Consider the following 20,837-nt stretch of genomic DNA (forward strand, 5'->3'; position numbering starts at 1 on the left):
GAGCGGGCCCGGCCGGCGCTGTGGAAGGTGAGCGGCCGGGCCCCTTACACGATCAAGCGACGTACCGTGCGTCGGGAAATGCGCAGGTCACGCAAGCACCGAGCGATGCCGGGATGACGTAGCCCGCATCCAGCCCGCAGACGGGGCAGGTGCGGCGGGCGGCGTTGGCCTTGGCCAGGGCCGCCCGCTTCGCCGGCGTCATCGGCCGCACCGGCTTGGCCAGGTCGACGCGGTAGAGGTAGGCGACCAGCGGCCCTCGCTGGCGACGGGGGCGTTCGAGCTGCGCGGCCACGTCCTGGCCCCCGGGCCGCAGCCCCTTGGAACGGAGCTGGCGGCGGGTGGCCAATCCGTCCGGCGCGAACTTCCACCGGTAGACAGGTAAGGCGCCCATCACTGACTGGCGATCGCGAGATCAGCCCGACCGCCGCCGGCGGCGGGGTTACGGTGCTCGGCGTAGCGGTGGGAGACCCAGCCGACCGACCAGCCGCACAGCTCCGCCGCCTGGCGGACCGACAGGTTCGCCTCGAACGCAGCGGCCACAATCCGGCGCGCCTCGCCCTCCGGCAGCTTGTCCTCAGCCGGGCCGCGCTCCAGCAGCGCGGCGCGTTCACGGGCTGCACGCTCCTCACGCTCGCGGCGTTCACGCTCCGCCTGCTCGGCACGCTCACGCTGCTCGGCCTCGGCCCGCTCCCGGGCCTGCTGTTCAAGCGCGAGCCGCTCTTGTTCACGCTGTTCACGCTCGCGTTCACGGCGTTCACGAGCCTCCCGCTCGGCAGCCTCAGCCCGCTCCCGGGCCTCCCGCTCCTCGCGGCGCTGCCGCTCCTCCCGCTGCGCCTGCTCGCGGGCCAAAGCGGCTTCGTGTTCACGCTGTTCACGCGCCAACTGCGTGGCGTGCTCGCGCTCCTCACGGGCCTCCGCGCGGGCCTGCTCGGCACGCTCCCGTGCCGCCTGCTCGCGCCGTTCCCGCTCGGCTTTCTGCTCGGCTTCCAGGGCCGCCACGGCGGCGGCGATTGCTCGCCGGTAGGCCAGGCTGGTCTCCGCTGTGACGATCAGCAGCAGCGGCGCCACCGAGTGGACAGCCACGCCCACCAGGTCTTTCTTCAGTGCGGAGTCAGCGGTGTTGAGGGCGAGGGTCATCAGGCCGGTCATCCAGCGCAGGGTGATGGGCCAGCGTCCGCCGTTTCCGCCCAGGCGGGCGAGCACGTCATCGAGCTTGACCACGATGACGACTGCCGCGTCTACCACCAGTGGCAGGATCGGTGCCGTCCAGGCCCACTTCTCGGCCGTGTGCTTGGCCATCAGCGGCGTCACGGTGAGGATCGAGTAGAGCATCGCCCCGCACACGATCAGCCACGTGCCGCCCGACAGGGCGCGCTCCGCTGAACGCGTTTGAACACTGTTCACGCTGCCCCCTCCCAGCCGGTCGGGGAGGGCACCGACACCGAGCGGAAGCCGTTGACCGCCTCGTCTCGCGTGAACGGCACGAGCCGCCACAGCACCTCAGCGGCAGGGCGTTCATCGCTCGGCTCCCACGCGTGAACGGGGATGCCGAGGGTGGCGACGTAGGCGTGCGCATCGCCCTGGCTGCGGTGGATGCTGTGCGGCTCGCCCCGTTGGAGCAGCAGCACCAGCCACCGCCCCTCCCGCCGGGCGCCCTCCACCTCCTCACGCAACCGGCGGATCTCGATGTCTTTCAACAACAGCTCCTGCTGCGCGGCCGCCAGCTCCTCCAGCGCGCGGGAGAGCAGCGCGCCCACCTCAGATGCGGCAGCGTCCGCCCGTTCGGCGCGGTCAGTGGTGGCGTGCAGTTCTCGAACGTGCCGGCCGACCGCCTCACCGGCCTCCCGGGCCTGCTCGGCGGCGGCGCGGGCGTCGTCCTCAAGCTGCGTGAGCCGGGCCCGCGTGACGATGCGGATCACGCCGCACCCCCGTCCGCAGCGGGCACGTCGGTGTAGCCGTGCAGGTGCACCTCTGCACCCGCGTAGTGGATCGACGCCTTCAACACGCGCGTCGTGCCAGAGCCCTGCACCCCGTGCGTCACGCTCTCCGGTGGCACTGCCAACGCCTCCCGCCACGCCTCGAACGCGTCGAGTCCCCCGTGGAACCGCAGGGTCAGCCGGTCGGGGTAGATGTGGGACGTGTCGACGTCCGGGGCGGGCAGGTGCCCGAAGTCAGCGGCCAGCAGGCGCAGCACGCGCAGCGGCGCGGACAAGTCGTCCAGCGTCAGCGGCTCGGCGATCCGGTTCTTGATCGGGAAGTTGTTCGCCCTCATGCCGCACCCCCCGGCATGCTCGCGCCGGCCGTGCGGTTGGCCAGCTCGCAGCGGGCGGCCAGCACCCGACGGCGGGCCCGGCGGAGACGCCGGTTGTCCAGCTCGGTCGGGATGCGGTCCATGGTGATGATCTGCGCGTCGAGCAGGTCAACGTCCGCCAGGATGACGGGCATCTCCTGCTCGATCGCGTTCAGCTCCGCGTTCGTAGGCTCCATGAAGTCGGCGAACGCGGTAACAGCGTCCTGAACAGTGACGATGTGGTCCATGGGTCGTGGTTCCTCTCACAGGTGGAACGGCCCGAACAGCGGCTCCCGGGTGGCACCCCGGGAGCCGTTCGCCGTCGAAGCCGGGAACGTCTCGGCTCCCCACGCCCCGCCCGTACGGACTCCGCGCGGTGCGCGGGCCCGGACGGGCGAGGGAGGCAACCGGCCGCAGCGATATCCGCTGCGATGGCAGGTAGAGAGCGGACCGGTTCGGTCGCGAGCGCGCGTTCCGCTCACGGACCCGGGTTGCGTACTGGCGCCCGCCGGCCGGTCCGACACGGCGGCGCCCAAAGTCTTCGTCGGTGCACTGGAATGCCTCTCAGGCGAGATCAACACGGGTGAATCACTGCAAGGGGGACCACGTCCCCACCCTCCGGCCGTTGCTCGCGGTCGCCGGGCCACCTCGCCAGTACGGGCCGAAGCCCTGTTCTGCCTGACCTTCAGCGGGATTGCAGCGTCCCCGCCTTCTGCGCATGCGGCATGAAGCCGCCCTCCGACCGAGGTGTTGCATTCGGTCGATGCAGTACCTGTTTTACAGGTACTGCATGAGGGTCCGTCAAGTACGTCGACGGAACCTTCGGTTTTCGCGCCGGGACTTGTTGGCGCACATTCAGGATCGCTGCAGCTCAGGGGAGTTGGGCACCCCGCGCCTAGACAGCTAGCGGCCTTCTGGCTACGGTCAAGAAGTCCCTAGAAGTCCCTACGGGGGTGCAGATGTCGAACGAGCGTTTACGGTCCGCCCTCCTCGCCCGCGGCATGACCGTGCAGAGCCTCGCCGAAGAGATCGGCGTCATCCCGAAGACGGTCGAACGCTGGATCACGCAGGGCAAAGTCCCCTACCGGCGCCACCAGTACGCAACGGCGGCGGCGCTGAACGTCGACGTGACGACGCTGTGGGATGACAGCCGTGCTGTCGAGAGCGCTGCAGATCTGACCAAAGCCGAGATCGTGGCTGTCTACCCGCATCGGCACGTCGTGCCGTCAGCTCTTTGGCGTCAGATGTGCGAGCGCGCCACGGAGCGCATCGACATCCTCGTGTACGCCGGCATCTACCTGGCAGAGGACCCGCTCTTCTTCTCGACCTTGAAAGAGAAGGCCGAGAGTGGTGTCCGCATCCGAGTTCTCATGGGTGATCCAGAGTGCGAAGCTGTCATCCGACGCGGCATCGATGAAGGTCACCGCATCATGGATGGCAAGATCCGCAACGCGCTGGTCAACTACCGCCCACTGTTCACCAGCCACCCCGAGATCGCCTTCCGCCTGCACGACACGGTGCTCTACAACTCGATCTACCGCGCTGATGACGAGATGTTGACCAACACGCATGTGTACGGCATCGGGGCCTACATGGCGCCCGTGTTCCACCTGCGGCGACTCTCCGGAGCTGGTCTGTTCGACACCTTCGCCAATAGCGTTCAACAGACCTGGGAAGGCGCCAGGCCAGTAACCGAACGCGACATCACGGGAGCTTGAGCATGGGACGCATCGACTACCTGCACGACCCGGACGCCCCGCCGGCCAACTCGGTCGTGCCGTCTGTCGTCGCGTTTGTGCAGAACGACGCGGGACAGGTGCTGATGATTCAGCGTTCCGACAACGGGCGCTGGGCGCTGCCCGGTGGTGGTCACGACGTGGGGGAGTCGATCAGCGACACCGTTGTGCGCGAAGTCTGGGAAGAGACCGGGATCAAGGCCGAAGTCGTCAACATGTCCGGGATCTACACGGACCCCGGGCACGTGATGCAGTACGACGACGGCGAGGTACGCCAGCAGTTCAGCATCTGCTTCCGCGCGCGGCCGGTCGGCGGTGAACTCCGGACAAGTAACGAGACGACTCAGGTCCGCTGGGTCGACCCAGCGGACCTGACGGCGTTGGACGTGCACCCCACGATGCGGCTTCGGATCGAGCACGCCATGGATCAGGCGCGCACGACTCCCTATATCGGCTGACGCTTGGCCGCGGCGACCCGTTCGAGCACGCGGGACGTGCAGGCGAGGATCTCCGGTTCGGCCCGGCGGATGAACTGCCCGATCAGGCTGTCCGGCCCATACCGGCCGGCGATCTCGTTGATCCGGTCAATCGGGTTCGTGGACGTGCCGTCCGGCGTGGTGTTCATGTCGCAGTAGCAGAGCGCGTCGTTCAGGTGCGCGCTCTCCCGGGGGAACTCGCCCTCCAGCTCCTCGCGCATGCCGCGCGCTTCGGCCTCCATCCAGGCGCAGGAGTGGTGGGCGACCAGGTTGATGACGCGGTTTTCGGCACCGGCCACGTCGCGGAGGTAGCGGGCCCCGTCCAGTGGGTGGAAACCGGTCTTGGCCAGGTCCGGCGCGTAGCCGATGTCGTGCAGGACTGCCGCAGCCTCCAGCAGATCGGCGTCCTGGTCGAGTACGAGCGCGATCGTGCGCGCCCTCTCAGCGACGCCGAGGCAGTGCTTCCACCGCCGTGGCAGCGGCTCGGCGAGCAGTGACTCAGCCAGGGGATAGGCCCACTTCGTCAACTTTGGCAAGCTACGAACGCTCCTCTCGCGTCGGCACGGAGCGGACCGTCCGCACCCTGCCCTGCCCTGCACTCGCCAGTACGCCCGCAGCCTCCAGTTTGTCCAGTGCCTTAGTCACGGTGGGCCGTGAGACTCCGAACCTTTCAGCCAGAACGGATGCGCTGGGGAAAGCTGCCCCTACTTCCAGACCTTCATCCATGACGATGTCCGCGATCCGATCTTCCAACGGGCGTCGGTCGGCTCGCTCACCTACTCGTACAACACGCCACCGTCCGCCCGGCACCGGTTCGGCAACACCGATCTGGTGGAGGACACCGAACGCACGGAGGGCGACCCCTCGTGAGATCTTGTATTCACGCATAAGGTCACCAGCAGACGGCAACTCGGTTATGCCAGCATCCGCCTCGATCCTTGACTTCAAGGCGTTAGCGATCCTTAGGAAGGTTCCACGCGGGCTGGGCTGCTGGGCCACTTAAACCCCCCTCTTTCGTCCTCACATCGGCTTCTAAAGCTTCTGCTCTAGGCCAGTCATCCTGCCCCAGCAGCCGTCGTCGGCTTTGATGCGAAGCCCCTGAGGGACTGCCGCCTGTTCAATTTTCTCTTGGCTCGACCCATCCAGACCGTGACGTGTTGGACAATACTCGATGTCACGGCTCCAGGCTTTCGATTACCTTGCGTACGCGGTCGAGACCTTCGCGACCTCTCAGGTATTCCGAATACAGGCCGCGAGCGTTGTCGAGCAACTCGTCGTAGGTCATCACTCGGGCGTTGATAGGGCCCAGAGTCTGTGCCGATTCGGCGCGTCCGTCTTCCTGCGCCCAATCGGAAAGGGACTTTCCGACGATGCACACGATCTCGATATGAGGATTCGCTTCGCCGCGATCCTTGAGCGCCCTCCGCAGCGCATCTCGATACTTCCTGACTTGCCTTGCCAAGGTGTAGGTATCAGTGACGACACTGTAGCGCTTGAGCTCGATGATTACATGTGCGCCCGATAGCCGCTTGTATCGTATGTCGATCCGGGATTTCTTCTCCTCATCAGTGAGGGCGACGTCATCGAAAGTCTTGCCAATGCGCTCTTCGAGATGGGCATCAGTCGCCCTCTCCCAGCTCGGGTCCAGTAGCCAGAGATGCTGAAACAGCAACTCTTGGAGAATCTTCTCTTTGCTGTCGGCGTCGGTCTCGGCTTGCATCTTCTCGATAACCTCAAGCCTCTGATTAACGATCCGATGGTACAAGGCGGACTCGATTTCATCGACGGTATTGAATACCGAGATGAAACCCTCAAGCGCGGGTCGTGTCATTTCTTCAAGCGCCTGCAGGTTGTCCTTGTAGCGGAGGCTCTCGAAAGCCATTACGCTGTGCGCGAAGAGTTCCTTCTTTTTGCCGGGATCGTCAATCGCGAGACTGTTGATTGTTCCGAAGAGTTTACGGGCTCTCTTTTGGGATTCAAGGCCCAATGACTTAAACCACTCGTCGATCGCAGTGTTTTCAGCGGCGACCTGAACCCCCTTGGTGTCGCGCCAATCGCCCCATGCCTTCTTGACGTTCCCCATCTCGCCCTCAAAGAATTCTCTGAGATCGATGAATCGAGGGTCGTCCTCGTCCAATCGCTGCCTGCTGCTTGTGGTTATGTCCTCCTCTGTGTCAGAGTCCAAGAAATCTGCGTTGAACTCTCCAATCACGTACTGCCGGTAGAAGCTACTATCGCTGATGTTCTCCAGGATGTCTTCATGGGCCAGGCGGCCGCGGGCCAAAACAACCACCTTGTTCAGGTTCTCACCCTGCTCGCGCAGCTGATCTGAGCTATGAACAGTGCCTATCCAGCCGAATACCTTGCCACCCTTTTCGGTTACCGAAGGGCGAATCTCCACCTGTTCGGCATTAATGGCCAGGCTACGGACCCGTTCCGTGTAGGATTCGTCGCCGTAGAGCCAAATGTATTGCAGTTTATGAAAGTAGGCGCGGTCGCTCACGGAGACGGGTTGGCCGTTGACTTCGAGTTCAAATCCGAATTCTGGCCCGATGACTGAGAATCGCCTGGCGAGTCGCTTCTTCAGTGCGAACTCGGCCTGATTTAGATTCTTCTTGAGGTCTCGAAGTACGATCTTCGTTCCGTGGGCGAAATCAATGTCGGTGGTGTCGAGAGGGGATGGGCGGTATGGGGAATCGCTACCCGCCTCGTCCGTGATTGCCGCCTTGATATCGTCCAAGCTCATTCGGAATGCATGCTTATGGTTATCCTTGACAGTATAAATCTCGACTGTGCGCGCGATCGAGAAAAGGGAGAGTTTGCCAATCCCCTTTCTCCCCATGACCGGTCGGCCGAGGTTCGGCGTGAGTGTTCCGGTATCGTCCCTGCGTCGATAGCCGACAGTGAGATACTTGTCGTTAATATCGCCCAAATCCATGCCTGAGCCGTCGTCGTGGACGACGACCGCGCCGGCCGCCTTGTCGATATCGACGGTTACCTTGCTGGCTTCCGCGTCCCATGCGTTTGCCACCGCCTCCGACAAGACAGCGGGAATATTGCTATAGAGATTGAGTCCGAGGTGGGTGACAACATTGAGACTTACGGACATCTTGTAAGGGCTGTTGGTTTCCACTCAGGCACTCTCCCGACGCTCCATGAAGACTCGTTGCTGCTCAACACGAGCGTAGCTTCAGCTCCTGGGGAACGCCTCCATTTCGTGACTATGGTCGGTAGCTGCTGCGCTGGGTTCCTAGGGCGCGGCGGCTTGGTGTCGGTGTCCGCAGGGCCGGGCGGGGGGGCGACCTCGGTCTCAGCTTTCGTCTCGATGGCCAGATGGTCCGTGGGCGTCCGCCCCTGTTCCCTGTGGTTCCGCAACCGCCATGACGAATGGTCCTGCCTCATGGACGCCCGAGACACCCCCGGACCAAGATCGGACAACATCTAGTGCGGCGTTCACGCACGAGCGCCCTCCCGGGCAGTGGAAGGGCGCTCAACGATGACCAAGGTCGACACCGCGACAGCTCACTAGCAGGTGGCAGCTTCGATTGGGTTTTGCTGCCACGGGCTGGTGACCCGAGGCGGTGTGACCGGCGCCGAGTTCTGGGGGTCACGGACGGATCGTTGTGTTGTCTCCGGTGACGGCCGTGCCGATCGTCTGGGCGGCGATAGACCGGTCACCAGACGCGGTGATCGTCACCGCCCCAGCCGGGGGAAGCTGGGCGGCCAGTTCGGCGAGCAACTGCGGATCCTCCCTTAGCGTCCGCTTGATCTGCTGACGCAGCGCGGCTGCAGCATCGGTGTCCCCCGGCTCCTCTGCCGCCTCACGCACCGCCGCCTCCAGTTCGGGGCGTTCGGCCGGGTTCCGGCGCCGCCAGACTGCGTGCAAGATACTGCGCCCCGCGTTCGCCGTGGCTCCTACCGCAGCGTCCTCAGCTCGGGCCAGTACCCCCGCACCGTAGGCCCCCAGGGCCGCGCTTAGATACGGCCCTGCCTGCTCCAAAAACTGCACGATCTCCGCTCCCACAACCCACCCCTAAATCCTGTCATTGACTGAGGCCAGGGCATCAGACTAAGCCGCCCAGCCAGCACGCATGCGGCAATCGCGGACCGTCGACGGCCTCACTCCGCGCGAGCCAAGCGAACACCTACCTGCCTCTGGCGCGGCCTGGCCCCGCTCCCGACTGCCAGGCCGCACTGACCAGGGAAACGGACAACCTCAATTGCGGACTAATGGTCAGACCGCGAAGTGGCGTTCTTGGCTGCGTCGATCCTTGCGCGGACCTGTGCGACGAGCGGGTTCTCCGGACCCAGGGTGGTCTCGATCCGGCCGAGGGCTACGCGATAGACGGCGATCGCGTTTTGGTGTGAACCAGCTTCCCGGTGGGTGTCCGCCAAGGTGAGTTGGGTGCTCAGGACATCCGGGTGGTCGCCGAGGGTCTGCTGCCAGTGAGTGAGGTTGGCTTCGTACAGCGGCACAGCCAAGTCGGGTCGGTCGTTGGCCCGGTAGATCTCAGCTAGGTACTGCCGTTGCTTGAGTGTGTCCGGGTGGGTGACGCCTAGTTCCTTCTCGGCGAGCGCGACACTGTGTTCCAGCAGTTCGGTCGCCCGGGGGAGGCCGCCGGACCCGCCGAGGGCGCGGGCCAGCATGGCGGTGCAGTGAAGTGTTTGCGGGTGGACGCGGCCGAGTTCGGCCTCCAGCTGGGCGCGGACGTCCTCCAGGACGGCGACTGCCTGTGCCGCGTTGTCGGACTCCATGTGAGCGGCGGCCAGGTTCGTCCGGCTGGTGACCGTGTGCGGGTGCGTGTCGCCGAAGATGAGGCTGGCGTTGCGCACGGCGGCTTCGAGGAGCTGGACGGCGCGCGGGGCGTCGCCGACTGTGAGGTGTGCGAGGGCCAGGTTGCTCCGACACACGATGGTGTGCGGGTGGTCCTCGCCGAGCGAACGGACGCACCGCTCCAGCGTCGACTCCGCGAGGGACACGGCCCGCGCCGGATTGTCCGTCTGGCGTAGTGCGTCGGCCAAGCCGATGTAGTTGGACAGGGTGTCTGGGTGGGACTCGCCGAAGACCTGCGCGCATTGGGCGACGAGGGTTTCGAACAGCGGGACGGCGCGAGCAGGGTCGCCCGCCGCGAGGCAGGCATTCGCTAGGCCGCTTCGGGTGGCGAGGGTATGGGGGTGGGTCTCGCCGAGCACCGTGGCACGGTGTTTGAGAATCGTGTCGTACTGGGCGATCGCCCGTCCAGCGTGGCCGGCGGCCCGGTATGCCTGCGCCAGCCCGTTCCTGGTGGTCAAGGTCTGGGGATGGCCGTCGCCGAGGAGGTGGGCGCTCTGCGCGGCCGCGGTCTCCAGCAATGGAAGCGAACGGGTGAAGTCTCCAGCGTCCCTGTAGGCGCAGCCGAGGTTCGCACGGATGGCTATGGTCTCTGGGTACGCCTCGCCGTAGACCTCCTCGCATCGGGCCAGGGCCGTCTCGAGGTGCTGCGCTGCCTGGTCAGGACGTCCGGCGATCAGGTAGGCGTAGGCAAGGTTGTTCCGGCTGGTGATGGTTTCGGGATCGCTGTCGCCGAACGCCTGCTGCCAATGTGCGAAGACGGCGGTGTACATCGGAATGGCGCGGGACAGGTCGCCTGAAGCGAGGTAGACCGCCGCTAGACCGTGCTGGCTGCTCAGCGTGGCAGGGTGAGTTGGTCCTAGGGATCGCTGGTACTGCGTGAGTGTGGCCTCATGCAGAGAGACAGCACGATCCAAGTCGCCGGACGCATGGTAGGTGCGGGCCAGTTCCTCGCAGCTGACGAGAGTGTCGGGGTGATCGTTGCCAAGTGCGTGCCTACGCCGGGCCAACGTCTCCTCGTGGAGTGTTATGGCACGGGCCAGATCGCCGGAGTCACGGTACGAGTTGGCAAGGTTAGCGGCGACGGTGAGCGTCCCCGGATGCGAGTCGCCGAGTACCTGCGCGCACTGAGCGACCAACGGTTCGAGGATGGCGATGGACCGTTCGAAGTCCCCGGCTCCGTAGTAGGCGTCGCCCAGGTTCGAACGGACCTTCAGGGTGATTTCGTGCTCGGCGCCAGCGAGCGCTTCGCAGCGGGCGAGGGCCGCCGTGAGCAGCGGAACCGCGCGGGCGTCATGACCGAGGCCCTGGAGATAGAGTGCAGCGCTCGCGTACCGTCCCGCGGGAAAGGTGTCAGCGTGCCCGTCAGGAGTGGTGGCAGCGAGCGCGATGAGGTGCGGGAGCAGCCGATCCCAGGCGGGGGACCGGCCAGAGTCGGGTGGTTCTCCCAGGGGGGCGACCGCAGCGCTCAGCAGCTGTTCGGCCTCTAGCCTGCCGATTGGTGCGCTGTCACCGATGGGCGGCTGGTTCCGGAGCGTGGTCTGGACGAGGCGGTGGATGCTCACCGAGTCCTGAGTGAGGGAGACCATGCAGTAGACAGCAAGCACCCCAAGGGCTTCGTGAAGGTCGTCGCTCTCGTCGCTGATAGGGGTCAGCAGTCCAACTGGGATGTCGTCGGGTGCTAGCCACGCCAGTGTGGACAGGACTCGGACTGCCAGAGGGTTGCGCTCCGTGAGGGTGCTAATCGTCTGGCGCCAGATCCGGGCGACGGTGCGCTCAGGGTCTACACCTTCGGGAGCCTTGTCCAACGCGCCTATCAGCCTTTGGCGGTAACGTTCGATGCTGATCGTTGGGTTCTGCGCGAGGTAGGCGCCAGCCTGCATCAGGGCGAGGGGAAGCTGCCCCAGGTCGGCCGAGAGGGCCCGGGTCTCCTGAATCTGACGGTGGGTCGGCGAAGTCGCACCGAGTACCTGGCTACAGAGGAGTTCACTCGCTGCAGCTAGGTCGAGTACGTCGAGGGCCAGCGTTGCGACGGACGTAGGCCAGCTAGCTGATCGTCGGCTGGTGGCGATGATGTGGCCGTTAGACGTGCTGACGTAGGGCTGCAGATCGGCCGGATTCTCAACGTTGTCGAAGATCAGCAGCCACCCCGGATGCCACTGCAGCCACGACATCGCCCAGACGGCGCGTTCTTGGGTAGACGCGCTGCCGGCCCACACGGGGATCAGTCGCAGAGCGAGGTCGGCCAGCGATTGCTCGATGTGGTCGGGTGATGCGGCGGCAATCCACCACACCACGGTGTAGTCGCGACGGTGTCTGTGGGCATACGCAAGCGCGAGGGTGCTCTTGCCGACACCGCCGAGGCCTTGGACGACGGCAGTCCCGGCGGAGGGCTGCCCGAGCGTGCCGCGCAGCCAGCCCAGCTCGCTCGTGCGGCCGAAACACAGGGGGAGCGGCGGCAGGTTGTTGAGTCCGGCAGGTGCCTGGACATCGCGCGCCGAGTTCAGCAACTCGGTCGTCAGAACGTTGACCGGGCCGGTGATCGCTGTCCCGATGTGATGGGCGGCGACGGATCCAGTCCCTATCGCCTGGAAGGTGAAGTCCGTCACCGCAGAACCCGCCGACTTTCTTGGCGAACGGTGACCATTGGCCTTTCTCTGCCCGACGGCCTATTGCGTGCCCCCATCTCAGTCCCCTCGGTAGGCCGGTTGGATGCCTCGCTGTCCAGCACGGATCTTAAGACTCCTCAGTCTCAGTTGTGGTCTCAGTCGGCGAGGAATCTGGGGTGGTCCACCATGGTTCATGGTCGTCTGACAACAAGGCTGACCCGGTAATTCGTTCTCGTGATGGATGCCTGTGGAAGCCGGTGGATCAAAATCCGACAACTTGTAATGCGTAGGTCGTCGGTTCGAATCCGACAGGGGGCTCTGCTGAAACCCCTGGTCAGGTGTGCTCTGACCAGCTGGCGGTTCAGGCGCAGTGGGTCCGGGAACAGCGGAGTGGCCGACACCCCGGCGAATCAGCCGGGCACCGGCAACGAGTGAGGGGCGTGCGGGCCCCTGGAGCGGGTTCAGCGCAGCAGCTGGCGTGAGAGTTGTTCGATGCGTTCGAGCAGTTTCATGTTGAGGGCTGCTCGGAGGTCCTTGATGCGGTCGATCTGCTCCGAGAAGTCGGGGACGTCTTCCGCGGTTCCGCGGACGATCTGGGCCCGGAGCTTCCAGGAGAGGTCCTGCAGTTCATCGAAGATCCGCGCGGAGAGACTGTCGACTTCCTGATGGGCCTCTCCCTGGGGCCTCGGTTGCTGATAGGCGGCGGAGGCCGCTCCGAGGCTGGTCCTGGTGATCTCGTCGTCGAAGCGGTCGAGCTCGATGTCCAGTCCGGCTCTGAGGCTCTGGTCGGCACGGAGCAGGACGTCGAACCAGGCCCGGCCCGTGGTCCGCAGCCGGGTGAGGCCGCTGATCTCCTCGCGGGTGAGGCGTTCACGCGAAGACCGTTCCTCGTCCCGGGACTGATGCCGTCGCTGGCGCATCGGTACGTAGACGGCGGCCGCCGCTCCGATCACGGCACCGCCCAGCCCGGTGATCAGCGGGACGACGTTCGAGGTGTCCGGCATGTGGACCTCCCTTTCTTCACATGCCCGGGCCGGGGTGGGCGAGGGCCGGGTGTTCTCAACCGCCGGGCGATCTCCAGCTGGGCGTCGTCTAGGGGGCGTGCGTCCTCGATGTCCCACAGGGCGTTCTGGAGGAGGCGGCCGAGGGTCCAGGCGCGGGCGCGGTCGCGGTCCAGGGCGAGGATGTCGGTCATGGCGTCGAAGCGCCAGAGGATGTCGTCGGGGTCGTAGCGGTTGTCGAGGGCGGGCCACAGTTCGAAGCCGGGGTCGCCGGCGAGGGGCTTGGGGTCGATGGCGAGCCAGGGGGCGCGGTCGGAGGCGAGGACGTTCTCGTCGTGCAGGTCCCAGTGGAGGAGGCGGTCGCCCGGCTCGTCCACGACCTCGCGTACGGCGGCCGCGCAGTCGGCGACGAGGGGGCGGGCCCTCCGGGTCGGGGATGCGGTCGAGGGCCCAGGGGGTCCGGTCGAGCATGCCCTGGGCGATGTCGCCGAGGCGGCGCATGCCGGGCGGGGCGGGGAAGGACGTGAGGTGGGCGAGGAGCTCGGCGATGGTGACCACGGCCTGGTGGGGGTCCGGCACGTGGGACAGCATGCGGGTCTCGTCGAGGCGTTCCAGCAGCATGGCGCCGGTGGGCTCGTCGTGGTCGAGGAGGCGGACGGCCCCGTCGCCGTTCCAGGCGCGCAGCGCGACCGGTTCGCCCTCGCTCTCCTCGTCGAGGATCTGGAGCTTGAGGACCGCGGGGGTGCCGTCGGCGCGGACGACCGGGAGGACCAGGGCCGAGACGCCGTGCATGGGTGGTCCGTCGGGTCTGAGGCACCAGTGGTCGAGGAAGCGTGCCGTCCGCTCGGGCAGTCCGGCGATGAAGGCGCGGCCCGCCTCGCCGTTGTACTTCTCCTGTGATGCCGCCAGTTCCCGGGGAATGTCGATCACTCCCGGCACGGTAGTGGGGCGCGCCGGGTTGGGTCATGCGAATGTGCCGGGTGGCCTCAGGGGTTACCTGCCTGGCCGCCGGTTGCAATGGGGGCGCTCTCGCCGGGACCGGTCATGGCTCCAGAACCACCTTCCCGGTCGTGCGCCGGGTCTCCAGCGCCCGGTGCGCCGCCGCGGCCTCGCGCAGCGGGAAGCGTTGTACGGCCGGGGTGAGGCGGCCGGCTGCGGCCTCGGTCAGGGCGCGCAGTTCCAGGGTGCGGACGGGGTCGGGTCCGCCGGCCTTCCCCAGCATCACGGGGCCGAGGACCTCCTCGGAGACGCCGTCGACGAGGTAGGGCCCGCCGTCCCGGATGCCCTCGCCGGACCAGCCGAACACGATGTGCCGGCCGCCCGGGCCGAGAAGGGCGACGGCCTCGCGGGCGATGTCGCCGCCGACGCCGTCGAAGACGACGGTCGCGGTCCGGCCGCCGAGGTGCGCGCGGACCTTGGCGGGCCAGGCGGGGTCCTTGTAGTCGACGGCGAGATCGGCGCCGCCCGCCTGCACCCGGGCGGTCTTCTCCGGTCCGCCCGCGAGGCCCACGACGGTCGCGCCGGCGTTCTTGGCGTACTGCACGAGGAGGGTGCCGATGCCTCCGGCGGCGGCCGGGACGACGACCACGGAGTCGGGGCCGAGGTCGGCGAACTGCACGATCCCCATCGCCGTACGGCCCGTGCCGATCATGGCGACGGCCTCGGCGAAGTCCAGGTTGCCGGGGATCTCGTGCAGGCGCTCGACCTCGGTGACGGCCAGTTCGGCGTACCCCCCGGGGACGAAGCCGAGGTGGGCGACGACCTGCTTGCCGAGCCACAGCCCGGCGACGCCCTCGCCCAGGGACTCGACGACACCGGCGACCTCACGGCCCGGAACGGTGGGCAGCGGCGTCGGCTCGGCCGCCGGGCCGCCCCGCATGCCCTCGCGCAGGGCGGCGTCCAGGAGGTGGACGCCCGCCGCGCGTACGGCGATACGGACCTGCCCCGGTCCCGGGCGGGGGTCCTCGGCCTGCTCGTAGGTGAGGTTCTCCGGCGGGCCGAAGGCGTGCAGGCGGATGGCGTGCATGGCAGCTCCTCTGGTGGGGCGTTCCGTGCGACCAGCCTTCAACGTCAAGCTTGCTTGAGGTCAAGCTCGCGCCGGCCGAGGGCCAGAGAGACCGCCGTCAGCGCGCTGTTGAAGGACACCTCCGACAGCACACCGGGGGCCGCGACCTGGTCGCCGGCGAGGTAGACACCGTCGCCCCGGTCCACGGCCGGCCGGTCGCGCCAGCTGGTGCCGGGCAGGTCGACCGCGCCCGTACGGCCGTTCGCCACGGACGCGCGCCGCCAGGTGACGCGCTCGCGCCAGCCCGGGAAGCCCAGGTCCAGCAACTGCTCGGCGCGGGCGGTCCCGTCGGCCTTGGACTCGTGCGGAGCGAGGGGGATCTGACCTTGGATCAACTGCTCGCCGGCCGGGGCGAGGCTGCGGTCCTGGGCGGTGAACCGCTCCAGCCAGCCGGGTGCGTCCAGGTCGGAGACCGCGAAGGCGTCCCCACGCCGGGTGCGTACGGCCAGGTCGACGAGGGCGGTGCGGCCGCTCGGCCAGGTCAGGGAGTCGTCGCCGAGCAGGCGGCGGGCGGCGTCGAGGGAGGTGGCGACGACGACGGGTGTGTCGGTGGGGAGCGTGTCGACGCGGGACAGCGTCTCCATCCGGACGCCCAGATTCCAGGCGCGGGCGGCCATCCGGTCGATGAGGCTCGCCCAGCCGCCGCGCGGGTAATGGGCCTCGGGCGGCAGCTTCGTGGCGCGGCGCAGCCGCTCCTGCACGAACGCGGCCGACAGGGAACCAGGGTCGTGGTGGAACAGGGCCACCGCGGAGTAGTGGGCGGCGGCCCGGGCTCCCTCCTCGCCCGCGATGCCCGTCGCCCAGGTCAGGAAGTCCACGTCCACGGGCGCCTGCCGGCCCGTCCGGCGCAGCAGCTTCAGCATCGAAAAGGGCGGGGTGCGGCGCAGCACGCCCTGGTGCCGCAGCCGGAGCCGGGCCGCCTCCAGGGGCGGGAGCGGGGCGAGCGGGCCGATGAGGTCACGCTGCTTGAGCCAGGCCCAGTGCGGGCCGCCGTTGTAGAGGGCGTGCGGGCCCTCGTTGGTGCGGTAGGGGCCCTCGGCGGTGCGCGCCCGGCCGCCGAGTGTGTGGTGGGCCTCGTGGATGGTGACCCTGGCGCCCGCCTCGGCAGCGGTGATGGCCGCGGTCAGTCCGGCGAAGCCGCCGCCGATGACGGTGATGCGGTGCATGGCTGGGGATCTCCCTCTGGTCGGGGTCGCCTGCTGTGAGTACGACGATCGAGGGGGCCGGAATGTGACATGGCGGGTGTTTTCGCAGGTCAGGGCCGATGTCAGTGGCGGGGTGCAGCATGGGGGCATGGCGAGGAGAGCGGCGGGCGGTACGGGTGTGAAGGGCGCGCGGCGACCGGAGGTGCGGCTGCCCGCGCTGGAGCCGTACGAGGGCGGTGAGCTGGAGCCGGACGGGGATTACGACGGGCTGGACTTCCGGGAAGCGGACTTCACCGGGCAGGACGGATCGGGCGCCCGCTTCATGGACTGTGCCCTGACGGGCTGCGCGCTGGACGAGACCCGGCTGCGGCACGCCCGTGTCCTGGACTCGGCCCTCACCGGCGTCCGGGGTGTCGGCACCGACCTCGCCGAGGCGACGCTGCGCGATGTGCAGCTGACCGATGCCCGGCTCGGCGGGCCGCAGTTGCACGGGGCGGTGCTGGAGCGGGTGCTCATCCACGGCGGCAAGATCGACTATCTGAACCTGCGCACGGCGCGGCTCCGAGACGTCGTCTTCGAGGGCTGTGTCCTGGTCGAGCCGGACTTCGGCGGGGCCCGCCTGGAGCGCGTGGAGTTCGTGGACTGCGCGCTGAAGGGGGCCGACTTCCACGCGGCGACCCTGACCGACGTCGACCTGCGGGGGGCCGCGTCCCTGGAGATCGGCCGCGGGCTGGACCGGCTGTCGGGGGCGGTGATCAGCACGGCGCAGCTGCTGGATCTGGCGCCGGTGCTGGCCGCGCAGTGGGGGATCCGCGTGGAGGGCTGATCCCCGCGGGGTTCACGGAAGGCGGGGGAAGCGGGCCTGAAGGGTCCAGATCGCCGGGTTGTCCGCGAGGTCGTCGTGCAGGTCGGTGAGGTCGGCGATCAGGTCGTGCAGGAAGTCCCGGGCCTCGCGGCGCAGTTCGGAGTGGGAGACGGTGAGGGCGGGCTCCTCCGCGCGCATCCAGTCGGCCTCGATGTCCACCCACCCGAAGCGGCGCTCGAACAGCATCCGGTCCGTCGACTCGGTGAAGTCCAGCTCCGCCCGCTGCGGCCGGGACGCCCTGGAGCCCGCCGGATCCCGGTCGATCCGCTCCACGATGTCGCACAGCGCCCACGCGAAGTCGAGCACCGGCACCCATCCCCAGGCTGTGGACACCTCGTGATCCGTCTTGGTGTCCGCCAGATAGACGTCCCCGCAGAACAGGTCGTGCCGCAGCGCCCGGACGTCCGCGCGGCGGTAGTCGGTCTGCGGCGGGTCCGGGAAGCGGTTGGAGAGGGCGTAGCCGATGTCGAGCACGGAGGTGATGGTGTCACGTGATCGTAGGATCGCGATCGTGGCCCGATCTGTGCGTCTTGTCCCCACGCTGCCCGCAGCCACCCTGCTCGCCTGCGCGCTCGTCCTCACCGCGTGCGGCGGCGGAGTGCACGGCACCCCGGGCGGCTCCGGCGTCCGCGACCCGTACTTCCCGAAGGCCGGCAACGGCGGCTACGACGTCACCCACTACGGCCTGCGCCTCGCCTACGACCCCGACGCACACCACCTCACCGGCACGGCCACCCTCACCGCCCGCGCGACCAAGGACCTCTCCGCCTTCAACCTGGACCTCCTCGGCATGGAGGTCGAGAAGGTCACCGTCGGCCGCGAGAGCGCCCGCTTCAACCGCGCGGGGCAGGAGCTCACCGTCCGGCCGCACGGCGACATCGACCGGGACGAGACGTTCCGCGTGACCGTCCGCTACTCCGGAGCCCCCGAGACCGTCACCGACCCGGACGGCTCCCGGGAGGGCTGGCTGCGCACCTCGGACGGGGCGCTGGCGCTGGGGGAGCCGACGGGGTCGATGGCGTGGTTCCCCGGCAACCACCACCCCTCCGACAAGGCGGCGTACGACCTGACGGTGACCGTGCCGAAGGGGCTGCGGGCCGTCTCCAACGGGGAGCTGCGCAGCGAGACGACCGCACGGGGGCGTACGACGTTCGTGTGGCACGCCGGTGAGCCGATGGCGAGCTATCTCGCCACGCTCGCGATCGGCCGCTTCGACATCAGCCGCTCCAGGGCCGGGGACCTGCCCGTGTACACGGCCGTCGACCCGGCCGAGGCGGCGGCGAGCCGGCCCGTGCTCGGGCGGGTTCCGGAGGTGCTGCGCTGGGCGGAGGGGCGGTTCGGGGCGTACCCCTTCTCCTCCAGCGGCGCGATCGTCGACCGCGCGGCCGACCTCGGCTACGCCCTGGAGACCCAGAGCCGCCCGGTGTTTCCCGGTGCCCCCGGCATCACGCTGCTCGTCCATGAGCTGGCCCACCAGTGGTACGGCGACTCCGTCACGCCGGAGAGCTGGCGGGACATGTGGCTCAACGAGGGGTTCGCGACGTACGCGGAGTGGTTGTGGGAGGAGGACCACGGCGGTCAGAGCGCGCAGGAGACGTTCGACGCGCTGTACTCCGGCGACCACTTCGACACGCAGGAGGCCGGGGAGGAGATCTGGGCGTTTCCGCCGGCGGACCCGCCGAGCGCCGCGCGGATCTCCGACCCGCCGGTGTACTGGCGGGGGGCGATGGTGTTGCAGAAGGTGCGGCAGGTCGTCGGGGACGAGAGGTTCTTCGGGATCCTTCGGGGGTGGGCGGCCGAGTACCGGTACGGCAACGCCGATAGCGCCGACTTCACGGCCTATGTCGAGAAGAGAGCGCCCGGGGAGGACCTTTCGGCGGTCTGGGACGAGTGGCTGCACGGGGAGGGGAAGCCGGAGCGGGGCTGAGGCCTCATGGCGTGGCCAGTTCCTTGCGCAGCACCGCGCAGGGGCGCCGGCGTTGCAGATCCTCACGGTGGTCGACGACCTGGTAGCCGAGGGCCGTCCAGAAGGCCAGGGCCTTGTGGTGGCCGGCCAGGACGGCCAGGCGTACGGCGGTGCGGCCGTCAGCGCGGAAGCGGTCCTCGACGAGCGCGGCCAGGCGGCGGCCGTGGCCCTGGCCGTGCAGGCTCGCGTCCACCATCAGCAGGCCGATCCACGGGTCCGGGTCGGCGGGGTCGGGGTGGTGGGCGAGGGTGACGGCGATGCCGATCAGGCGGCCGAAGCTGCGGGCGAGCAGGATCTCGGTGCCCGGTTGCTCCCACTCCTGTGACAGCGCGGCGGCGACCTGGTCGGGGCGGATGTCGTGCGGGTCGGGGAAGTCGCCGCTGAGGGTGTGGAACTCGTGGTTGGAGGCGTAGAGGGCCGTGAGTTCCTCGAGGACGGCGGGGCCGGGGGCGGGAGGGGTCAACGGGTCGAGGATCACTGGGCGGTGTCGGCTTTCGTGCGGGGGCGTGCGGGTGTGCGCTGAGGACGCCGGAGCCCCCGGCCCGAAACCCGTGGCCGGGGGCTCCACACGTGGACGAAAGGGGCGTCGTCAGACGTTCACGCCGAAGTCCTGGGCGATGCCGACCAGGCCCGAGGCGTAGCCCTGGCCGACCGCGCGGAACTTCCACTCCGCGCCGTTGCGGTAGAGCTCGCCGAAGACCATGGCCGTCTCCGTCGCCGCGTCCTCCGAGAGGTCGTAGCGGGCGATCTCCGCGCCGCCGGCCTGGTTGACGATGCGGATGTAGGCGTTGCGGACCTGGCCGAAGTTCTGGCTGCGGTTCTCGGCGTCGTAGATCGAGACCGGGAAGACGATCTTGTCGATGTCGGCCGGGAGGGCGGCGAGGTTGACGTTGATCGCCTCGTCGTCGCCGGCGCCCTCACCCGTGCGGTTGTCACCGGTGTGGACGATGGTGTTGTCCGGCGTCTGCTTGTTGTTGAAGAACACGAAGTGGGCGTCCGAGTAGACCTTGCCCTGCGTGTTGACCGCGATCGCGGAGGCGTCGAGGTCGAAGTCCGTGCCGGTGGTGGTGCGGACGTCCCAGCCGAGGCCCACGGTGACGTCGGTCAGGCCCGGAGCCTCCTTGGTGAGCGAGACGTTGCCACCCTTGGACAGGCTTACAGCCATTGTTGGGAGTCCCTTCCCTCGTTTACGTGCGGCAAAGAAGCTGCGGCAAAGAAGCTACAGCTACCCCCATGAACGTGGAGAGGGGCACGAGAGGTTCCAGCTCCTTTACTTTCTTTACTCGCGATTATTCGGGTGACGTGGACGGGTCAGGAGCGGGAACATGGAGGGCATGTCCGGTCCCCATGTCATCCGCGGCTCCGTCTCCCTGCCCGAGGCCGAGCTCATGTGGCGTTTCTCGCGGTCGTCGGGGCCGGGCGGGCAGCACGTCAACACCAGCGACTCGAAGGTCGAGCTGAGCTTCGACCTGGCGAAGACCGAGGCGCTGCCGGCGGTGTGGAAGCAGCGGGCCCTGGAACGGCTGGCCGGGCGCCTGGTCGACGGGGTCGTCACCGTTCGGTCCTCCGAGCACCGCTCCCAGTGGCGCAACCGCGAGGCCGCCGCCGTACGCCTCACCGCGCTCCTGGCCGAGGCCACCGCACCCCCGCCCAAGCCCCGCAAGCCGACCCGCATCCCACGCGGCATCAACGAACGCCGGCTGCGGGAGAAGAAGCAGCGCTCGGAGAGGAAGCAGGGGCGCTCCGCGCGGAACTGGGGCTAGGGGGTGTCCGCAAAGTCCCGCCTGCCCCGCGACGCCCGGCACGCACTCTCGCCGCACCGGGCGAACACCCAAGTACAACCAGTACGCGGG

At 68.1% G+C, this 20,837-nt stretch carries 21 protein-coding genes and 1 pseudogene; 5 read left to right on the top strand and 17 right to left on the bottom strand.

The window, feature by feature from the left end; translation table 11 throughout:
• Positions 1–52 precede the first annotated feature (52 nt).
• From ACIRDU_RS33450 to ACIRDU_RS33470, 5 genes are read right to left on the bottom strand one after another with little or no spacing between them, the layout of a single operon-like run.
• On the bottom strand, positions 53–391 hold the full coding sequence (locus tag ACIRDU_RS33450) for an RRQRL motif-containing zinc-binding protein (protein ID WP_403586709.1): 339 nt from the start codon (positions 389–391) through the stop codon (positions 53–55).
• Positions 391–1,404, bottom strand: coding sequence for a DUF2637 domain-containing protein (locus ACIRDU_RS33455; RefSeq protein WP_403586711.1), 1,014 nt, complete (start codon positions 1,402–1,404; stop codon positions 391–393). Before ACIRDU_RS33455 ends, ACIRDU_RS33450 begins: the two co-directional genes overlap by 1 nt.
• Positions 1,401–1,919 carry a hypothetical protein gene (locus ACIRDU_RS33460; protein WP_403586713.1) on the bottom strand — a complete coding sequence of 173 codons (519 nt, stop codon included), beginning with the start codon at positions 1,917–1,919 and terminating at the stop codon, positions 1,401–1,403. The genes ACIRDU_RS33455 and ACIRDU_RS33460 overlap by 4 nt, the downstream gene beginning before the upstream one ends.
• Positions 1,916–2,272: a hypothetical protein gene (locus ACIRDU_RS33465; protein WP_403586715.1), complete on the bottom strand. Its 357-nt coding sequence runs from the start codon at positions 2,270–2,272 to the stop codon at positions 1,916–1,918. The genes ACIRDU_RS33460 and ACIRDU_RS33465 overlap by 4 nt, the downstream gene beginning before the upstream one ends.
• Positions 2,269–2,538, bottom strand: a complete 270-nt coding sequence (locus ACIRDU_RS33470; protein WP_403586718.1) for a DUF6284 family protein — start codon at positions 2,536–2,538, stop codon at positions 2,269–2,271. The genes ACIRDU_RS33465 and ACIRDU_RS33470 overlap by 4 nt, the downstream gene beginning before the upstream one ends.
• A gap of 711 nt (positions 2,539–3,249) precedes the next feature.
• On the opposite strand from ACIRDU_RS33470, the gene ACIRDU_RS33475 reads away from it, so the two are divergent.
• On the top strand, positions 3,250–4,008 hold the full coding sequence (locus ACIRDU_RS33475) for an XRE family transcriptional regulator (RefSeq protein ID WP_403586720.1): 759 nt from the start codon (positions 3,250–3,252) through the stop codon (positions 4,006–4,008).
• 2 nt (positions 4,009–4,010) lie between these two features.
• Positions 4,011–4,484 (top strand): NUDIX domain-containing protein, encoded by a 474-nt coding sequence (locus ACIRDU_RS33480; protein WP_403586723.1) that lies wholly within the window; start codon positions 4,011–4,013, stop codon positions 4,482–4,484.
• Here the strand turns inward: ACIRDU_RS33480 and ACIRDU_RS33485 are convergent.
• The 9 genes and pseudogenes from ACIRDU_RS33485 to ACIRDU_RS33525 form a co-directional block, all read right to left on the bottom strand.
• Positions 4,472–5,038: an HD domain-containing protein gene (locus ACIRDU_RS33485; protein WP_403586726.1), complete on the bottom strand. Its 567-nt coding sequence runs from the start codon at positions 5,036–5,038 to the stop codon at positions 4,472–4,474. The two genes, ACIRDU_RS33480 and ACIRDU_RS33485, sit on opposite strands and share 13 nt — an antisense overlap.
• 1 nt (position 5,039) lies before the next feature.
• Positions 5,040–5,390: a GntR family transcriptional regulator gene (locus ACIRDU_RS33490; protein ID WP_403586776.1), complete on the bottom strand. Its 351-nt coding sequence runs from the start codon at positions 5,388–5,390 to the stop codon at positions 5,040–5,042.
• A 286-nt stretch (positions 5,391–5,676) separates the two neighbouring features.
• Entirely contained in the window at positions 5,677–7,635 is a 1,959-nt protein-coding gene (locus ACIRDU_RS33495; RefSeq protein ID WP_403586729.1) for an ATP-binding protein, read from the bottom strand.
• Positions 7,636–8,109: 474 nt separating this feature from the next.
• Positions 8,110–8,388 (bottom strand): hypothetical protein, encoded by a 279-nt coding sequence (locus ACIRDU_RS33500; RefSeq protein WP_403586731.1) that lies wholly within the window; start codon positions 8,386–8,388, stop codon positions 8,110–8,112.
• Between the two features lie 341 nt (positions 8,389–8,729).
• Positions 8,730–11,942 carry a tetratricopeptide repeat protein gene (locus ACIRDU_RS33505; protein ID WP_403586734.1) on the bottom strand — a complete coding sequence of 1,071 codons (3,213 nt, stop codon included), beginning with the start codon at positions 11,940–11,942 and terminating at the stop codon, positions 8,730–8,732.
• Positions 11,943–12,403: 461 nt separating this feature from the next.
• Positions 12,404–12,946 carry a hypothetical protein gene (locus tag ACIRDU_RS33510; RefSeq protein WP_403586737.1) on the bottom strand — a complete coding sequence of 181 codons (543 nt, stop codon included), beginning with the start codon at positions 12,944–12,946 and terminating at the stop codon, positions 12,404–12,406.
• Positions 12,916–13,873 (bottom strand): annotated as a pseudogene (locus ACIRDU_RS33515) (aminoglycoside phosphotransferase family protein). The gene ACIRDU_RS33510 and the pseudogene ACIRDU_RS33515 overlap by 31 nt, the downstream one beginning before the upstream one ends.
• A 112-nt stretch (positions 13,874–13,985) precedes the next feature.
• A complete protein-coding gene (locus ACIRDU_RS33520; protein WP_403586740.1) occupies positions 13,986–14,969 on the bottom strand; it encodes a zinc-binding dehydrogenase in 984 nt (327 codons plus the stop codon).
• 44 nt (positions 14,970–15,013) lie between these two features.
• Positions 15,014–16,174: an FAD-dependent oxidoreductase gene (locus ACIRDU_RS33525; protein WP_403586742.1), complete on the bottom strand. Its 1,161-nt coding sequence runs from the start codon at positions 16,172–16,174 to the stop codon at positions 15,014–15,016.
• A gap of 127 nt (positions 16,175–16,301) precedes the next feature.
• Here ACIRDU_RS33525 and ACIRDU_RS33530 point away from each other — a divergent pair, with 127 nt between their 5' ends.
• A complete protein-coding gene (locus ACIRDU_RS33530; protein ID WP_403586745.1) occupies positions 16,302–16,979 on the top strand; it encodes a pentapeptide repeat-containing protein in 678 nt (225 codons plus the stop codon).
• Between the two features lie 12 nt (positions 16,980–16,991).
• Here ACIRDU_RS33530 and ACIRDU_RS33535 read toward each other — a convergent pair whose 3' ends face one another.
• Positions 16,992–17,492 (bottom strand): hypothetical protein, encoded by a 501-nt coding sequence (locus ACIRDU_RS33535; RefSeq protein WP_355824202.1) that lies wholly within the window; start codon positions 17,490–17,492, stop codon positions 16,992–16,994.
• 37 nt (positions 17,493–17,529) lie between these two features.
• Here ACIRDU_RS33535 and ACIRDU_RS33540 point away from each other — a divergent pair, with 37 nt between their 5' ends.
• Positions 17,530–18,945 carry a M1 family metallopeptidase gene (locus ACIRDU_RS33540; RefSeq protein ID WP_403586748.1) on the top strand — a complete coding sequence of 472 codons (1,416 nt, stop codon included), beginning with the start codon at positions 17,530–17,532 and terminating at the stop codon, positions 18,943–18,945.
• Positions 18,946–18,949: 4 nt separating this feature from the next.
• On the opposite strand, the gene ACIRDU_RS33545 is transcribed toward ACIRDU_RS33540, so the two are convergent.
• Positions 18,950–19,462: a GNAT family N-acetyltransferase gene (locus ACIRDU_RS33545; protein WP_403586750.1), complete on the bottom strand. Its 513-nt coding sequence runs from the start codon at positions 19,460–19,462 to the stop codon at positions 18,950–18,952.
• A gap of 111 nt (positions 19,463–19,573) precedes the next feature.
• Positions 19,574–20,149: a TerD family protein gene (locus tag ACIRDU_RS33550; RefSeq protein ID WP_033312269.1), complete on the bottom strand. Its 576-nt coding sequence runs from the start codon at positions 20,147–20,149 to the stop codon at positions 19,574–19,576.
• 160 nt (positions 20,150–20,309) lie between these two features.
• Here ACIRDU_RS33550 and arfB point away from each other — a divergent pair, with 160 nt between their 5' ends.
• Positions 20,310–20,747, top strand: coding sequence for an alternative ribosome rescue aminoacyl-tRNA hydrolase ArfB (arfB, locus tag ACIRDU_RS33555; protein WP_403586754.1), 438 nt, complete (start codon positions 20,310–20,312; stop codon positions 20,745–20,747).
• Positions 20,748–20,837: the final 90 nt, after the last annotated feature.

The sequence above is a fragment of the Streptomyces sp. NPDC093598 genome, from assembly GCF_044764825.1.
Taxonomy (GTDB): domain Bacteria; phylum Actinomycetota; class Actinomycetes; order Streptomycetales; family Streptomycetaceae; genus Streptomyces.

Excerpts from the sequence above, each read along its gene's own strand:
- ACIRDU_RS33525 (WP_403586742.1), bottom strand. The coding sequence starts at position 16,174 with ATGCACCGCATCACCGTCATCGGCGGCGGCTTCGCCGGACTGACCGCG.
- ACIRDU_RS33490 (WP_403586776.1), bottom strand. The coding sequence starts at position 5,390 with ATGCGTGAATACAAGATCTCACGAGGGGTCGCCCTCCGTGCGTTCGGT.
- ACIRDU_RS33480 (WP_403586723.1), top strand. The coding sequence starts at position 4,011 with ATGGGACGCATCGACTACCTGCACGACCCGGACGCCCCGCCGGCCAAC.
- ACIRDU_RS33450 (WP_403586709.1), bottom strand. The coding sequence starts at position 391 with ATGGGCGCCTTACCTGTCTACCGGTGGAAGTTCGCGCCGGACGGATTG.
- ACIRDU_RS33475 (WP_403586720.1), top strand. The coding sequence starts at position 3,250 with ATGTCGAACGAGCGTTTACGGTCCGCCCTCCTCGCCCGCGGCATGACC.
- arfB (WP_403586754.1), top strand. The coding sequence starts at position 20,310 with ATGGAGGGCATGTCCGGTCCCCATGTCATCCGCGGCTCCGTCTCCCTG.
- ACIRDU_RS33550 (WP_033312269.1), bottom strand. The coding sequence starts at position 20,149 with ATGGCTGTAAGCCTGTCCAAGGGTGGCAACGTCTCGCTCACCAAGGAG.
- ACIRDU_RS33470 (WP_403586718.1), bottom strand. The coding sequence starts at position 2,538 with ATGGACCACATCGTCACTGTTCAGGACGCTGTTACCGCGTTCGCCGAC.
- ACIRDU_RS33520 (WP_403586740.1), bottom strand. The coding sequence starts at position 14,969 with ATGCACGCCATCCGCCTGCACGCCTTCGGCCCGCCGGAGAACCTCACC.
- ACIRDU_RS33530 (WP_403586745.1), top strand. The coding sequence starts at position 16,302 with ATGGCGAGGAGAGCGGCGGGCGGTACGGGTGTGAAGGGCGCGCGGCGA.
- ACIRDU_RS33465 (WP_403586715.1), bottom strand. The coding sequence starts at position 2,272 with ATGAGGGCGAACAACTTCCCGATCAAGAACCGGATCGCCGAGCCGCTG.
- ACIRDU_RS33510 (WP_403586737.1), bottom strand. The coding sequence starts at position 12,946 with ATGCCGGACACCTCGAACGTCGTCCCGCTGATCACCGGGCTGGGCGGT.